Source organism: Bacillus sp. PK6-013, assembly GCF_054161445.1.
The window spans coordinates 2,151,467-2,166,498 of record NZ_CP096417.1 but is presented as its reverse complement, the minus strand read 5'-3'; the positions used below and the strand labels follow the sequence as shown (position 1 = coordinate 2,166,498).

14 protein-coding genes are annotated in these 15,032 nt (G+C 46.6%); 2 read left to right on the top strand and 12 right to left on the bottom strand.

The annotated features are described in order from the left end of the window. Nucleotides 1-67: 67 nt before the first annotated feature. Complete coding sequence (locus tag M1E03_RS11015; protein ID WP_020451705.1) at nt 68-628, top strand: NAD(P)H-dependent oxidoreductase; 561 nt, start codon at nt 68-70, stop codon at nt 626-628. 34 nt (nt 629-662) lie between these two features. On the opposite strand, the gene M1E03_RS11010 is transcribed toward M1E03_RS11015, so the two are convergent. The 7 genes from M1E03_RS11010 to M1E03_RS10980 all read right to left on the bottom strand — a co-directional run bounded on the left by M1E03_RS11010 (nt 663) and on the right by M1E03_RS10980 (nt 7,726). After that, nucleotides 663-1,013, bottom strand: a complete 351-nt coding sequence (locus M1E03_RS11010) for a winged helix-turn-helix transcriptional regulator (RefSeq protein WP_020451706.1) — start codon at nt 1,011-1,013, stop codon at nt 663-665. A gap of 208 nt (nt 1,014-1,221) precedes the next feature. Next, nucleotides 1,222-2,493, bottom strand: coding sequence for a glutamate-5-semialdehyde dehydrogenase (locus tag M1E03_RS11005; RefSeq protein ID WP_023855748.1), 1,272 nt, complete (start codon nt 2,491-2,493; stop codon nt 1,222-1,224). 25 nt (nt 2,494-2,518) lie between these two features. Beyond that, nucleotides 2,519-3,640, bottom strand: a complete 1,122-nt coding sequence (proB, locus tag M1E03_RS11000; RefSeq protein ID WP_020451708.1) for a glutamate 5-kinase — start codon at nt 3,638-3,640, stop codon at nt 2,519-2,521. Between the two features lie 38 nt (nt 3,641-3,678). Beyond that, nucleotides 3,679-4,530 carry a pyrroline-5-carboxylate reductase gene (gene proC / locus M1E03_RS10995; RefSeq protein WP_075213795.1) on the bottom strand — a complete coding sequence of 284 codons (852 nt, stop codon included), beginning with the start codon at nt 4,528-4,530 and terminating at the stop codon, nt 3,679-3,681. Between the two features lie 351 nt (nt 4,531-4,881). Further along, the gene (locus M1E03_RS10990; RefSeq protein WP_458110439.1) at nt 4,882-5,559 is read right to left on the bottom strand and encodes a DUF421 domain-containing protein; all 678 of its coding nucleotides are present in this window, start codon (nt 5,557-5,559) and stop codon (nt 4,882-4,884) included. A 302-nt stretch (nt 5,560-5,861) separates the two neighbouring features. After that, entirely contained in the window at nt 5,862-7,001 is a 1,140-nt protein-coding gene (locus tag M1E03_RS10985; RefSeq protein WP_026579602.1) for an inorganic phosphate transporter, read from the bottom strand. A gap of 14 nt (nt 7,002-7,015) precedes the next feature. After that, complete coding sequence (locus M1E03_RS10980; RefSeq protein ID WP_020451712.1) at nt 7,016-7,726, bottom strand: phosphoadenylyl-sulfate reductase; 711 nt, start codon at nt 7,724-7,726, stop codon at nt 7,016-7,018. Nucleotides 7,727-8,337: 611 nt separating this feature from the next. Between M1E03_RS10980 and M1E03_RS10975 the strand changes: the two genes are divergently transcribed. Beyond that, nucleotides 8,338-9,102, top strand: a complete 765-nt coding sequence (locus M1E03_RS10975) for a phosphosulfolactate synthase (protein WP_020451713.1) — start codon at nt 8,338-8,340, stop codon at nt 9,100-9,102. A gap of 18 nt (nt 9,103-9,120) precedes the next feature. Here M1E03_RS10975 and M1E03_RS10970 read toward each other — a convergent pair whose 3' ends face one another. The 5 genes from M1E03_RS10970 to M1E03_RS10950 all read right to left on the bottom strand — a co-directional run bounded on the left by M1E03_RS10970 (nt 9,121) and on the right by M1E03_RS10950 (nt 14,996). Next, nucleotides 9,121-9,744: a YitT family protein gene (locus M1E03_RS10970; RefSeq protein ID WP_020451714.1), complete on the bottom strand. Its 624-nt coding sequence runs from the start codon at nt 9,742-9,744 to the stop codon at nt 9,121-9,123. A 90-nt stretch (nt 9,745-9,834) separates the two neighbouring features. After that, nucleotides 9,835-10,941 carry a mandelate racemase/muconate lactonizing enzyme family protein gene (locus M1E03_RS10965; protein ID WP_050821058.1) on the bottom strand — a complete coding sequence of 369 codons (1,107 nt, stop codon included), beginning with the start codon at nt 10,939-10,941 and terminating at the stop codon, nt 9,835-9,837. A 17-nt stretch (nt 10,942-10,958) separates the two neighbouring features. Beyond that, complete coding sequence (locus M1E03_RS10960; protein WP_020451716.1) at nt 10,959-12,200, bottom strand: MFS transporter; 1,242 nt, start codon at nt 12,198-12,200, stop codon at nt 10,959-10,961. A 65-nt stretch (nt 12,201-12,265) separates the two neighbouring features. After that, complete coding sequence (locus tag M1E03_RS10955; RefSeq protein WP_026579598.1) at nt 12,266-13,273, bottom strand: glycosyltransferase family 2 protein; 1,008 nt, start codon at nt 13,271-13,273, stop codon at nt 12,266-12,268. Between the two features lie 22 nt (nt 13,274-13,295). Then, nucleotides 13,296-14,996, bottom strand: a complete 1,701-nt coding sequence (locus M1E03_RS10950) for a DUF6044 family protein (protein ID WP_412675748.1) — start codon at nt 14,994-14,996, stop codon at nt 13,296-13,298. Nucleotides 14,997-15,032 lie beyond the last annotated feature (36 nt).

Below are 15,032 nucleotides of genomic sequence, written 5' to 3'. Positions count from 1 at the left end.
GCATACTTACAAATTCGCAGTGTGAACTTTATAATCAAGATGAAAACATGCCGGAGGAGGAAAATTTTTGAAAACACTGATTATCGTTGCACATCCAAGTTTAGAAACATCAGTTATCAATAAGCGCTGGGTAGAGGAGCTCAAAAAATATCCGGAAAAGTATACGGTTCACGAATTGTCCGACGTATATCCGGATGGAAACATTGACGCGGAAAAAGAACAAAAATTGGTGGAAGCGCACGGCAATCTTGTTTTTCAATTCCCTATCTATTGGTTTAACTGTCCGCCTCTTCTTAAAAAATGGCTTGATGATGTATTGGCTTACGGATGGGCTTATGGTTCAAATGGAGGTGATCGATTAAAAAATCGTAAAGTGGCATTAGGTGTATCCGCCGGAATTAAAGAAGAAGATTATGGTGAAAACGGAAGGTACCGCTATACGCTTGAACAAATATTAGTTCCATTTGAAACGACATTCCGATATTGTCATGCAGACTATCGTTCATTTTTTGCGTTTTACGGCAAGGAAAATGAGCCCGGCGGAAATGAGGAAGAAGCGACCGGGCCGGGAGCGGGAGAATTGGAGAAAAGCGCCCGGGATTATTTGCGTTTTATTGACAATCTTTAAGTTTTGCGGAAATCATTCCGGTTGAAACAGGCTGTCAGCCCAGCCTGTTTTTCTCTCCCCACTCACACATCATATTGAACAAAGGTAAGAGAGAACGTCCGCGTTCAGATAATGAATACTCCACCTTTGGGGGAATTTGGGGAAATTCCTTACGTATAATAAGGCCGTCTGCCTCCAGCTCTTTTAACATGATGCTCAGCGTTTTGAAGGAAATGGTGCCGATGCTTCGCTTCAGCTCATTATGCCGCATCACTTCGCGTTCAGACAGCCAATATAGAATGATTATTTTATATTTGCCGCTTATCAATGACAACGTATATCCAAAACCGGTGTTTTTAAGATCCACACCGGTCGGAACGCAGGTTTTTCCGGTTGGGGGTTGCATAACGTACACTCTCCTTTTGAATCCTATATCATAGATCATTATGTAATTTGATTGAAAGGATGTAAAGGAAGGATTTTAAAGGATGCTTAAAGAAAAACCACAGCGCCGTATGTTTTCCGTGATACGGCGGATGCAGCCGTAAGAAAAAACTGCACCTCAAGATTGTCAGGTGACAATTGAGGTGCAGTTTCAATGCAGGCTTTTTTATTTATCTTCTGATATGGCCGTCGCCTCTCATGATATATTTGCATGTGGTCAATTCTTTCAGACCCATAGGTCCGCGGGCGTGAAGCTTCTGTGTAGAAATCCCGATTTCCGCGCCGAAGCCGAGTGCGCCGCCGTCGGTGAACCGGGTTGAGGCATTGTGATACAGTGCTGCCGCATCAACGGTATTCAGAAAAGCCTTGGCTGTTTTCGGATTTTCGGTGATAATCGCTTCTGAATGCTTTGTTCCGTATGTTTCGATATGATCGCAGGCTTCTTCAAGACTTGCTGCGACTTTAACCGCGAGATCAAGGCTTAAATATTCGTTCTGCCAATCGGCTTCCCCCGCTGGTATCGCGCCTGGAATCCATTGAACCGCCTTTTCGTCCCCGTGAACTTGAATACCGTGTTCGTTTAAAGCATTGATAAGCGCTGCACTGTTTTCCTCAAGCCATTTTTCGTGAACGATCAGCGTTTCAAGCGCATTGCAGACGGCGGGGCGGTCTGTTTTCGCATTGATCATGACATTGATTGCTTTTTCAGGGTCTGCTTCCCGGTCGATATAGATGTGACAATTGCCGACTCCCGTCTCAAGAACGGGAACGGTTGCGTTCTCAACGACTTCCTGAATGAGGGCACCGCCTCCCCGGGGGATGAGTACATCGATATGCTCTTTCATCTTGAAGAGCTGCTTCGTGGCGCTTCGGTCCGTGCTTTCGATAAATTGAACAGCATCGCGGGGAATGTCTGTCGTTTCCAGCGCTTGGTGCATGACCGATACGATCGCTGTATTCGAATGAATGGCGGAAGAGCCGCCTTTCAAAACGATCGCATTGCCCGATTTTAGAGCGAGCCCGGTCGCATCGACAGTCACATTCGGACGCGCTTCATAGATCATGCCGATGACGCCGAGAGGAACGCTGACTTTTTCCGCCTTTAGCCCGTTGTCGAGCGTCCAGCTTGATAGCGTTTCTCCGACCGGATCATCCAGTTCCGCGACTTCCAGCAGTCCATTGGCAAAATCCAGTACCCTGTCTTCATTGAGCGACAGGCGGTCGATGTAGGCTGCATCATAGCCTTTTTTTCGTCCCGCTTCAATATCTTTGGCATTTTCAGTGAGAATATAGCTCATGTTTTGTTTCAGGTGTTCGGCCAGTGTAGCAAGCGCCTCGTTCTTGTCTTTTTCAGTTGTCAGCCGCAAAGATTTTGCGGCTGTTTTTGCCTTTATCGCTTTTTCTTCGATTTGTGCCCTGGTGTTCTCGCTTGTCGCCGTCATGTCAATTCCTCCTTTGATTTGTTTTTTAAAGCGGAACGGATAGCTCTAAATGACAGACAAACGCTTCTCTGTCAACGACAGCCTGTGAGGAAGCGGCTGTTTCCTGATTCGTATCCTTCTTCCATTTACGAAGCTGGGATGAGGAAAAGTTGACGACGCCGAGGCCGATTTCCTCTCCTTCCTGATCAAGGATTCGAACGACGGAACCGTTGCTGAAACGGCCGTTAATTTCGTAAATACTAGAAGGATACAGGCTTTTTTTACGGTCGATAATAAACTCTTTGCTTTCGTTGTGGACGATGATGTCTCCTTCAGGTCCAGAGTTAAATGCTATCCATTGCTTTTTATGGTTGAGTGTGTGTGAATCGTCATTCGGAATAAAATACGTTCCCCTCGCAGTCCCGCTGATTGCTTCTTGCAACAGACCGGAGGTGTCTGCACGCCCTAAAAATCCTTTGATGCCTGAAGCCATTGTAATTTTAAAAGCGTCCAGTTTCGACTTCATGCCGCCTGTTCCGACTTCGCTTCCGGCATCCCCTGCTGAAGCTTCTATCTCCGGCGTGATTTCATTTACTTCCCGGACGAGTGCGGCGTCCGGCGTTTTTCGCGGATTCGCGTCATAAAGGCCGTCTATATCAGAGAGGATGGTCAGCAGGTTAGCGTCGATCAGACCCGCCACTTTAGCAGAAAGCGTATCATTGTCTCCGAATTTGAGCCGGTTGACGGTAACTGTGTCATTTTCGTTGATGATCGGAATAATGCCGCGTTTCAACAGAACATTCATCGTATTTCTCACATTGTTGTACCGTTTTTCATCTGAAAAATCGCTTTTTGTGATTAATATTTGTGAAGCGATATAGCCATGGGATAAAAAGAGCTTGGAATACGCTTCGATTAGTAAGCCCTGGCCGACAGATGCGGATGCTTGTTTTTCAGGCAATGTATCCGGCCTGTTAATGAAGCCAAGTTTCCGGTATCCGGCCGCCACAGCGCCAGATGAAACGAGGAGGACTTCGTGCCCTTCATCTTTGAGGCGGACGATCTGCTCAACGAGCTTTTCGAGCTTTTTGCTGCTGATTTCGCCGTGAAGACTTGTTAAAGAACTGCTTCCCACTTTGACAACTACCCTCTGTTGATTAGAGGTCATTTTATCACTCCTGTAGTATTTTTCTTCGTTACGGGTGCTTACTTTGCTGCGACTAATTGTTCAAGTTCGAGACTGATGGTTTTGGATCGTTTTGCGGCTTGTTTGACCGCCTGTTCGATCGCTTCGCCTCCGCCGCTTTCCTCCAAGGCCTTTAAACCGGCGGCAGTCGTACCGTTAGGGGAAGTGATGTTGTCTTTGAGAACAGCTGTATCTTCAGGGCTTTCCAACAGCATTTTGGCGGCGCCTAACAATGTCTGCGCGCCGATTTCCCTCGTTAGTTTTTGGCTTAATCCAGCCTCGGCTCCCGCTTTTTCGATGTGCTCCATTAAATAATAAAAGTAAGCAGGCCCGCTGCCGGCAATGCCGGTGAAAATGTCCATTTTGCTTTCTTCGATGGAATAGACTTCTCCCATGCATTGAAGCAGTTGTTTCGCGGTTTTTGACAGATCGGCTGTTACATGGCTGCCTTCGGCCATGGCGGTTGCAGATGCGCCGATTGCACTTGAGGTGTTAGGCATGATTCGGATGACAGGCTGCATGCCGTGCAGCTCGTTTTCAATAAATGAAATTGATATGCCAGCTAAAACTGACACGATAAGCTGATGGGGTTGAATATGCGGTTTCATGGAAGTAAGAGCACTCTCTGCATCTTTCGGCTTCATCGCCAAGATGAAGCAATCGATGTTCTGATAGTCAAGTTCTTCTTTTCTGACGCCTCGTATTCCATATTTCTGCTGGAGTTCTTCTAAACGCCGGTGGTTCGTGTGGTTTGTAACATAGATTTGCGAAGCAGGCAGTTTTTTGGATTGAACGATGCCTGAGATCATTCCCTCTGCCATTGATCCTGCCCCTATAAAAGCTACGTTTTTTTGATTAAAGATCTTTAACATCTCCCTTTGTTCGCATTTCTGTTCGTATTTTTTCGAACACGGTTAGTATATTAACACTTTAGATATTTATGTCAAGTTTGCGTGTTTTGATTGGACAGCGCAGGTCATGTGAAAAATGGAGATTTTTGAAGAAAAAAGGAAAAGAAAAAGAGGCTGAAAGCAGATTTTTCAGCTTCAATTGCACCTTTTGTCGTTTGTCTTTCCTCCATTTGAAGGCCGTTTGAATGATTTAACGGAATTTTTTAGAGATTGACAGCCTTTCGGACCGGTAAAAAAGTACGATCCTTTAGCCGTGTGAGCGCAAATAGAAAAGCGCGGGCTCGAAGCTTGTCGAACCCGCGCTTGCCAATATCAATAGGTTGTAACGTAAAGCTGCCCCTCATCGCCGCGCCATTCCGCATAAAGCACCTCTTGATACTGTGTAATACCTTGACTTGATAATTGATTTTGCAGCCAAAGCTCGTCAAAGCCGGCTTCATGCAGATTGTTCTTTTCGAGCTCGCCGTCGAGGATTAACGGCACCGGGAGCTGAACCGGTTTGTAAGGGATGTTTAAGTCTTCTTTTGTCGGCATCCCGTATTTGTGTTTTGGCAGGACGCTAAGCGAACCGTCTGTTTCAAGGATGGCATATTGAATCTCGTTTAAGGAAAAACAGCCTTTTTCACGTGCCAATGTCTGCAGCTGGTTCAGGTCCAATTTATTTTTTTTGAGGGCATTATAATCGATTTTTCCTTTATTGATCACAATACTTGGCCTGCCCTCGAGAAAACCTCTGGTGTTTTGCACTTTTTGTGATAAAACTTCTATTGAATAGATTAGAATGGCCCAAACGAGGATGGCGAAAAGGACTTTCCAGATGGTGACATCCTGATCGAAAATCGCGTTTCCAACCATTTCCCCCAATATTAAAGCGGAAATAAAATCAAACGGCGTAATTTGGGCAAATTGGGTTTTCCCCAGAATTTTCGTCATCAGAAATAAAGCTGCAAACCCTATCGTCAGTTCGACTACCAAGTGTACATATTCCATCAAGGTTCCCTCCCGAATCTCTCTCTTCATTGTTAACAATCGGGATGTAGTTTAAACCAGAGGAATACTTTTCCTGAGAAAAAGGGCCATCTGCTGCGCCGCGCCTTCTGCCAATCCATTGGTATTCTTCAAAAAATAGCGGCGTCGTGCCAACCTCTTCTTCGATCATACGGCTGAGAAGTGCCGTTCCGCTCATGACTTCTCACGATCAGGCAATGAAACAGATAAAGCTGCACGAGCGCCTTTTTTAAATCCGGCTGATTCCGGGCCTTAGTCCCAATCATCCAAAACAGGCGGGCCGGTTAACTAAAGTCCCTCCATGCGGCAGGTTCTCTTTTACGCCCTCTTCCTCCAACGATCGACTTTACATGATCCCTGTTTCTTCGGACATCTGATTGTTTCTGCCTGGCATGTTTCATAAGGCTTACAGATCCAAGAGTGGCAAGAAAAACACATAAAACAACTGCAACTGAATATAAATCAAAATCGAGAAAGATTTTCACGAGACTATACGAAATGACAAGTGAAAAAACCGGTGAAACAACCCATACTTTCATTAACTTCAAAATAACGCTTTTACGAAAAATTGCCCTTCCCTTTTCAGAAAGGCCAATCCCAATGATGCTGCAAGTCGTAATCTGGGTTTGCGGCACGGGAATGCCAAATAGCGAAGCGCCGATGACTAGGGACGCACCGAGTCCGGAAACACATGACCCTTGCAAAAGCGAAAACTCGGTGATTTTTTTCCCATTCGTCTCAATGACTCTGCTTCCAAGGCAAATGGCTCCGATAGCCACGAACAGTCCCCCAAGAAGCGTTCCGCTGCTGACTGACAAGAGGCCTGCTCCAACGAGAGGTCCGACGGAATTCGCGACATTGTTCATTCCCGCCGAAAAGGCTTCTAAAAACCCGGTTAAAATCACTAGTGCGGTGAGCAGCCGCGCCCATTTTTGCTGTTTAAGCCACCGCAGCCTCTTCTCGGCTTTTTTCAGCAATTGTCCAATGAAAAAAGCGAGAAAAAAAGCGGCAATCGGAATGATCAGCCAATACATGACGATCACCAACAGCTTATCGGTAAATACCGCTTGAAATGCGACGCCGACCCCGACAATCGAGCCGACCGTCACCTCGCTGGTTGAAAGGGGAATCCCCGCGATGTTTGCAATAAACAGCGAAATCGCAGATGCTCCGAGGATAATCACGACAATATGCACATTGAGAATAGACGTGGGGATAATGCCTGAACCGATTGTTTTCACAACCTCTCCTCCGCCTATCATGGCGCCCAAAAATACACCGATTCCGCTGATCCACAAGGCCGCCTGCCTTTTCCGGACGGCACCTGCGCCATACGCTATTCCCATTGAAGCTGCTGCTCCGCTCGCTCCTATGTTCATGGCAAAAAACAAAGCGATAATGAATGCCAAAATGGTAATCGTCATCTTTTACCCAGCTCCTACCGGAATTGATGCAGCCCGCATTCTGTTTTTTCCTGACGGGCCCACCTTCCCGCTCTTAAATTGCCGCCGTCTGCCACGGGAGACGTACACACCTCACAGCCGATGCTCGGATAATCTTGATCATGAAGCTTGTGATACGTCAGCTGATTCAGCTTAATGTAAGTCCAGACATCTTCCCATGTCCAGTGAATAAGGGGGCAGATTTTAATCAGTTTAAAATTGTCGTCCTTGTTGATATAACGGACATGTTTCCGTGTTTCCGACTGCTCCCGCCTCAGCCCGGTCATCCATGCCTCCATCCCTGACAGATGCTCTCTGAGCGGCTCGATCTTGCGAAGGCGGCAGCAATGGTCCGGATGGCGTTTCCAAAGTTCGCTGCCATAGCGTTTTTCCTGTTCTTCAAGCGAGAGGCCGGGTTTTAAAAAGCGAATCGACAGACCGGGATAGCGATCTTTCACTTCATTGATAAGTTCATATGTTTCCGGAAAATGCAGTCCTGTATCTAAAAACACGATGTCCGCTTCTTTCACAACTTTTGAAATCAAGTCGATCAAAACGATTCCTTCCGCGCCGAAACTGCAGGCATAAACAATTTTTTGATACGTGCTGTACGCCCATTTCAAAACGTCCATCTCGCCGCTGAAGGTATCCATCACCTCTTCAGAAGCTTTTTCATTCCATGTGTGATACGTTAAAACATCGTTCATCGATTTTCCCCCAATACGTCCTAAAGGTTAGTTTTCTTACCCCCTGATACGAAACATGAACTGAAAGAACATATAGGCAGATTATTCACTTTTTAAACTAAATGTGATCTGGAAATTGTTATGATTTCAGCAATTTTGTGAATATCTGAAAGACCCGGCGCGCCAAATTGAAATAAACCGATTCATATCAGTCAATCATTACATCTGTCTTGCGGCATTAAAATAAAAACTGGCGGTGAGAGATCCGGATTTGATATACTGATATATTTTCTAAGATTAAGTAAGGGCTTCGCGTATCTGTCGCGGGCCTTCTTTTTACGTCAGTTTTCATTGTGAAGAACTAGTGAGGAACCATATGAAAGGACGGCGAATATACTTACTTTGACTTCACAAAATGGATAGATACCTAGTTGAGAAGCAAGTCAGGAGATGAGAGGCTAACATGCTGCCTAATGGGAGGTGGACGAAGATCACTCCTTGCCGAACGGCAACACATGAATGGGAGAAACGATAAACGGGAAAAGGTGAATTCTTATTGTGACAGCTGAATAATGGCCGACAGACATTTACCTAAAAGTATGAAAGATACAGCAGATTGTGAGGGGTAATCAATGATTTCATCTGAACTGATACTGCCCGACAGGCAGCTTAAACCAAGATTAAAAGGGATCACCATCCTGATTGATAACGGGGTTCCCTTGAACTTTTTTAAAGATACGATTCACGGAGCGGCAGATTATATAGATTTTGTGAAATTTGGATGGGGAACATCTTTAATTACGAAATATTTGGTTGAGAAAATCGATTGTCTGAAGCAAAATGACGTTCAATTCTTTTTTGGCGGAACGTTGTTTGAGAAGTTTTTAAGCCAGGATAAAATTGAAGATTACTATCGCTACTGCAAATTATATGGATGTCGTTATGTGGAAATATCAAACGGAACGGTCCGTCTCTCTAATAAAGATAAAGCAAGCTTTATTTCCGATTTTTCGAAAGAGTTTCACGTGTTCAGCGAAGTCGGCAGCAAAGACAGCGCCCTCAGCAGTGAGCTCGAGTCAGCCGAATGGATCGATTACATCCTCGAAGATCTTGAAGCCGGGGCCGAGAAAGTGATCACGGAAACGAGGGAAAGCGGCACGAGCGGGCTGTGCAAAAGCGATGGAGAAATGCGGTCCCAGCTTATTGAGGAGATCCTTCATTCCGGCATCGCTTCAAGGGATTTAATTTTTGAAGCGCCGACGAAACAGCTGCAGACGTGTTTCATTGAAAAAATCGGTCCTGACGCCAATTTGGCGAATATACCGTTTCAGGATGCCATTCCGCTTGAAACGCTGAGACTGGGACTTCGATCAGATACATTTTATTTATATGATTAGGGTCGTTTGAAAAGCGGCCTATTTTTTATTGCGGAAACTGGCGATAGGCATCAATAACGGACGGAAGCGAATCTGATAAATCGCATCGATGATCCTCGTAGAAATCCACTGGCAGATTAGAGCTTGGATAACGATTCCCCAGGCGATGACAGACGCCGTCAAAAGGAAGATGAATGCGTTCATCATAAACAGCGCCGTTCCCGGTTTTCCACCGCGGTAAATCGATATCATTAAAGCCAGGGCGCCAAAACCGCCGTTAGAAATATTGTATTTATATAGCAGTCCAACCCCCGTCCCCAAAAGGACGGATCCGTAAAATAAATCCAGCCAGATATTGTTCGTCGTCATGAGGGGCATGCAGGATTCGAAGATCTGCACCGAAACGGACGTCATGGTAATCGCCCCCATCGTCCCGAAGACCGTTACGGGTTCAAGCCATTTAACGGCCGTTAAAAGCAGCGAAAAGTTGACAGCCCAGACGGTTAATCCGTGCGGAACCTGAAACCAAAAATTGAGCAAAACAGCGATGCCGGCTGCGCCCCCTGAAGGAATATGGTTCGGAAACAAAAACAGCGCCATGCCGAGACCCTGTAACACGCTGCCCAGCACGATAGCATGTACGATTTTGAGCTTTCTTCCCATACGGATATAATCCCCTTTAAAGAAACTTGTCCTCTTCCTACTATATGTAAGGGGAAATGAAAAATATCACATTTTTTCGAGTTGGCGCTTTCACATGTAAGACGAGCCGTCCCATCCATACGCTTCTACGAGCTCTGTATCGATTTCGATTTTGTCCGGGACTTGAATGTATCCGTCTTTTATGCTGACGGGCACGAGTTTTGTGAACGGATTCTCCATCGCATCCCATTCGAGCGGTTCGATATCTTCTCCGTCCATTTTGGTCCAAGGCGGCAGACAGGCTTGTCCGAAAACGGCGTACATTCTTGAAAGTCCGCCGTCATAGCTGTGGGGAGAAACCCTTTTTCCGAAATGCCTGGCGAGCTTCAGAACGGTTTGAAAATCGTCTGTGCCGTCACAGTGCATAACATCGGGTTGAGCAATATCGACTGCGTTCTCCAGAAAAATCGGCAAAAACGGTTTTGCGCCTTTTACATTTTCTCCTCCGGCAACCGGAACAGAAAGCGCTGAACGCAGCATCCGGTATTCAGCGGGAACGTCAAACGGCATGGGCTCTTCAAACCAAAGCACGTTGCCCCAGGCGGAAAACCACGTTTCCCACTTCCGTGCGGCGGCCTGGTCATAACTCTGGTTGGCATCGAGTATCAGTCGGGTGTTTTGGCCTGTCATCTCCTGGAACGCCTGAATATGCGCCAAGTCTTCGGAAAACAACTTGCCTCCCGCTTTCAGCTTGACGGTTTTAAATCCGGACCGCACGGCCTTTTCGACGAGCCGGAGGGAATGGCGGCTCCAATCGGGCCTGTCTGAATATGATTGAAATGAGGCATAGACCGGGATCTGCTCCCTCAGTTTTCCTCCCCATAATTCACATACCGAAAGGCCTGCTTTTTTCGCCGTAATGTCCGTTAAAGCCATGCTAACGGCAGCTGCGGCCCGCTGATGCCACTTTTTGATGACGGTGACAAGCTCCGTGCGATTGCCCGCTTCTTTTCCAATTAAGTAAGGAATGATCCGTTTTTTAAAGCCCGCATCCAAAGCAGGCAGCCAATCCGCACATTCTCCCCATCCCGACAGGCCTGAAGCTGTCGTGATCCGAATCAGGTAGCACGTTCTGTAGCTTTTCAATCCGTTCGCATCGCCGTAAGGGGAGGAAAGCCTGTGGAACAGCGGAAATGTGTCAACCTTTTCAATGCGCATATTTTTTCTCTTCCCTCCTATCTTGCGTCAGCAGGCTGCAGCCCCTTCTCCCCTTTTTTGGTGTCTTCCTTTTTGACATGAATCATCGTCAGCACCAACACACCGACGACTAATGTCAGGCCCGCAATCGACATAAACATGCCGAGTTTCGACCATTCCATCAGCCTCCCGAAAATCGGCGGACCGATCGCGACTCCTAAAAATCTGACCGATCCGTACAGCGATGTCACAAAGCCGCGCCTCTCTTTTCCGACAGCCCCGGTTATGAAGCTGTTGACACACGGCAGAACAAAGCCTGTACCGATGCTGCTGATGACAAGGATCGAAATAAAAGGAATGAGCGCGGAGAAAAAAGACAGTGTGCCGTAGGAAACCGTAATCAGAGCGAGCCCGATAACCATCATTTTTTTCATCAGCTGCTGATTTTGTCCGATTTTGCTGCCCGTAATATATGATGTTGTACACATGACAAGCAGAGGGATCGCCAAGATCAGACCTTTCTTTACGCCGTCTGTATGAAATTCTTTTTCCAAAACATCAGATAAGTAAAAGAGGATGCCAAACAGAGTAAACAAACAGACGGCCCCTGCGAGATATGCGGTGAAAAGCCATCTGCCCTCATGTTTAAAAACGCTTGTCAGCCCTTTCACATATTTTCCGAGAGGCGGCGGATCTTTTTTCTTGTCTTTTTCTTTGATAAAAATCCAAGTCAAAATGATCGGTGCAATACAGAAAGCAGGAAATGCAAAAAACACCCAAAACCAAGCGATCAATGCTATCAATGATCCTAAAATCGGAGACAGCACTTTTCCGAAGCCGTTCGAGGCTTCAACGAGACCGAGCACCCGGCTTTCTTCAGATCCTTTAAAAAGGTCTCCTGTCAGCGCCATTGCGATCGGCGCTGTACCGGCTGCTCCAAGCCCCTGCAGTCCTCTCCCGAAAAGCACCCACGGGAAAGCGTTCGCAAAGGTCGTCGATGCAAATCCTGCAAGAATCCCGCCGGCCCCGTAAAGGAACAGGCACGGAATAATCACCACTTTCCTTGAGAAGCGGTCCGCCAAGTAACCCAGCAGCGGAATAAAGAGCGCTGCAGTAATCGAAAACACGGTAATGACAAGGCTGACTTGAAATTGCGATAAATTGAGTTCAGATTTCATCTTCGGCAAAATCGGAATCAGCATCGAATTTCCCAACGTCATAATCAATGGGATCGACCCGATCGCGACAACCGTCATGCCAGAGGTTTGTTTTTCTGTCATAAATTTGTACATCCTTCCTTATTCAAAATGAACTGTAAAAGTTAAGTAATCCGTTTGATCCGTCATCAACTGAACTTCGTTTCCGGCCGTTTTTCAGGTTCGCGCCGGCCGAGCCGTTCCGTATATAAATCGATATCCACCGCATACCTCGGCCTTCTTTTCACTTCGGTGAAAATTGTTCCGATATATTCGCCGATAATGCCGATCCCCATCAATTGCAAACCGCCCAAAAACCATATCGAAATGATCAACGAAGCCCAGCCAGCATTCGTGTAGCCGAGCAGCTTTTGAATCATTGCATATATACCCGCGATGCAGCTTAGGAAAAATAAGAAGAAGCCAATCAGGGTAAAAAAACGGATCGGAGCGACACTGAATGACGTAATCCCGTGAAAAGCGAAAGACAGCATTTTTTTCAGCGGATATTTCGTTTCTCCAGCCAGCCGCTCTTTTCTGTCATAGAACACTTTGGCCGACCGAAGGCCGATCAAAGGCACCAGACCGCGCAGAAAAACATTTGCTTCTGCATAACGGCTGAGCTCTTCAAGCGCCCGTTTATTCAAAAGCCGAAAGTCGGCATGGTTATCGACCAGCTGGATGCCGAGCTTATTCATGATCCGGTAGAACCATGCGGCTGTCGTTCGTTTAAACCATGTATCCGTTTTCCGGCTGCGGCGTACGCCGTAGACGATTTCATAGCCTTCATGATATTTTTCGATAAACCGGCGAATCGCCGAAATGTCATCCTGAAGGTCGGCATCGATTGAAATAACGCAATCCGATTTTTGCTTCGCTTTATCTAGTCCGGCTAAGAGAGCTTTTTGATGTCCCGAATTACGGGCCAGCTTCAAGCCTGTCACATAGCGGTTTTTTGTGCTTTCCATAGCAATCAGCGGCCATGTGCGGTCCGTCGATCCGTCATCGACAAATAAAAGCTTGCTCTCTGCAGAGATCAGCTTGTCTGCTGTGAGATCATCCAATACCGCAGTCAGCTGTTTTGCGGTTTCGGCAAACACGTCCTCTTCGTTATAGCAGGGTATGACGATTGTCAGCAAAGGCTGTTGAAGATTCAATTTGCTTCCTCCTTATCGATGCTTATTTCGCTTCATATACATAGATGTTCCAAGCGGACTGCGGGTGGCTGAACCGCTTTAAAAACGCCAGCTTGTTTTGTTCTGCATTCATAATCGGAACCGAAGAAAAAATATATCGCCCCCCCATTTTTTTGAACGCTTCAGTGTTCAATTCGAGGTTCGTGATTTTTTTCTTCGTGCTCTTTTTGAATGCGTAATGTTTTCCGAGCTCGTCAACAAACAAGTAGCAGCGGCTCCCCCACTCATCGAAATAGCGTTTCAAGACCGGATTTTTATCAAGCTCTTTGGCGATGATTTTCCGGAATTGATACTTGTACTTCAGCGGATAAATATTGGCATACGTATCAAGTGTGTAAAAACCGTTATACTGCGCAATCGCGGGATGCAGGCCGATGCTCGCCACCCGGTAGGAATCGGGAGACCGGCCGATGAACCGTTTGATCTGTTTGAACTGATCTGATGCATAAAATTCCCGAAAGGTCGGGGCATGGTGGTATGCGCCGTAAGTCAGCTCTTCATGAAACGGTATAAGCACGAGCAGCTGGGCGACCAGCGCGGCATGGACGATGCGCCGCCATCTCTTCCCCATTTTCCACAATATGTAGCATGCAACTGCAAAGCTTGCGTATATCACAAGAGGGCGCAAAAAGTGAAAACGCGCGAAATTGAATGCCGAAAGCAGACTGATCTTTTCCTTGGGAAGCGCCCACAGCTTGTTGAACCAGAGGGCATACCATAAAGAAAGCGCATAATTTAAAATGAATAAAAAGATGAACAGCTTTTCTTCTCTTGGCCGCTTTTTTCGTTGTCTCGCAACGACGAGCCCAAAAGTGAGCACAATCAAAGGCAGGATCACCGCCGTATGGACGGTCATGACATGATTGTGGCCGAGCACGAAATTTTTAAATGACAGCCGAAACGAATGAAGGATGTCGTGCCTGGATGAAATAAATTCAACCCGATGCATCGTTTCGCCTGAAGCGAAAACCGAATAAACAAGCCGGTATTCTATCGCCAGAAAAATGCCCGTCATGAGAGCGATGCTTCCGAGAAAGCGAAGGTTAAAGCTGCGCTTTGAAACCAAATCATAAAGCCAAATCAGTGAAACGGCTGCTAGGAAAAAGAAGAAACCGAGCACAAAGCTTGAGTAAAGCGGCAAAAGCGCAAGGGTCGCCCATTCTTTCCATGAGTCTCTTCCTGCCCTGATGTTTAAAAAAGCCCATAAAGCTAAAGGATGGCCAAGCGTGCTGAGCATTCCCGAAGGCCAAAAGGGTGTCAGGGCAAAAGCAAGTGATACCGCGATTCTGATGAAATACGCTTTTTCATCGCGAATCAAATGGCTTTTCAGCAGCAGGTACATCCCGACAAAGGCAAACACCCTCGTGATCGTTTGGCTTATAGCGTATGCGGTCATCGAGGGAAACAAGGCATGAAGCCAGACAATGCCGCTCCATTCCGTTCCGTAAGCATCCCGCGGCAGTCCGTTGATGATTTGCGGAATAACGGCTTTAACACCGCCGAGCAGTTGACCGCTTTCCGCCAGCACCTTATACCATGCAATGTTGGAATCCAGGTTGTCATGCACGCGGATATGAGCGTCTTCATTTAATATGTAAAGCGGAAGGACATAGAGAAGAATGACACTGAATGCGAAAATTAAATATCGCTTTTCCTTGCTGGTCTTTTTGACGAATAACGACACGAATACCACATCCAATTTTGTTCTCTTTTGGAAATA

Bases quoted from the DNA above. Each gene is read 5' to 3' on its own strand.
- M1E03_RS11010 (WP_020451706.1), bottom strand. From the start codon at position 1,013: ATGCAACCCCCAACCGGAAAAACCTGCGTTCCGACCGGTGTGGATCTT.
- M1E03_RS11005 (WP_023855748.1), bottom strand. From the start codon at position 2,493: ATGACGGCGACAAGCGAGAACACCAGGGCACAAATCGAAGAAAAAGCG.
- proB (WP_020451708.1), bottom strand. From the start codon at position 3,640: ATGACCTCTAATCAACAGAGGGTAGTTGTCAAAGTGGGAAGCAGTTCT.
- proC (WP_075213795.1), bottom strand. From the start codon at position 4,530: ATGTTAAAGATCTTTAATCAAAAAAACGTAGCTTTTATAGGGGCAGGA.
- M1E03_RS10990 (WP_458110439.1), bottom strand. From the start codon at position 5,559: ATGGAATATGTACACTTGGTAGTCGAACTGACGATAGGGTTTGCAGCT.
- M1E03_RS10985 (WP_026579602.1), bottom strand. From the start codon at position 7,001: ATGACGATTACCATTTTGGCATTCATTATCGCTTTGTTTTTTGCCATG.
- M1E03_RS10980 (WP_020451712.1), bottom strand. From the start codon at position 7,726: ATGAACGATGTTTTAACGTATCACACATGGAATGAAAAAGCTTCTGAA.
- M1E03_RS10975 (WP_020451713.1), top strand. From the start codon at position 8,338: ATGATTTCATCTGAACTGATACTGCCCGACAGGCAGCTTAAACCAAGA.
- M1E03_RS10970 (WP_020451714.1), bottom strand. From the start codon at position 9,744: ATGGGAAGAAAGCTCAAAATCGTACATGCTATCGTGCTGGGCAGCGTG.
- M1E03_RS10965 (WP_050821058.1), bottom strand. From the start codon at position 10,941: ATGCGCATTGAAAAGGTTGACACATTTCCGCTGTTCCACAGGCTTTCC.
- M1E03_RS10960 (WP_020451716.1), bottom strand. From the start codon at position 12,200: ATGACAGAAAAACAAACCTCTGGCATGACGGTTGTCGCGATCGGGTCG.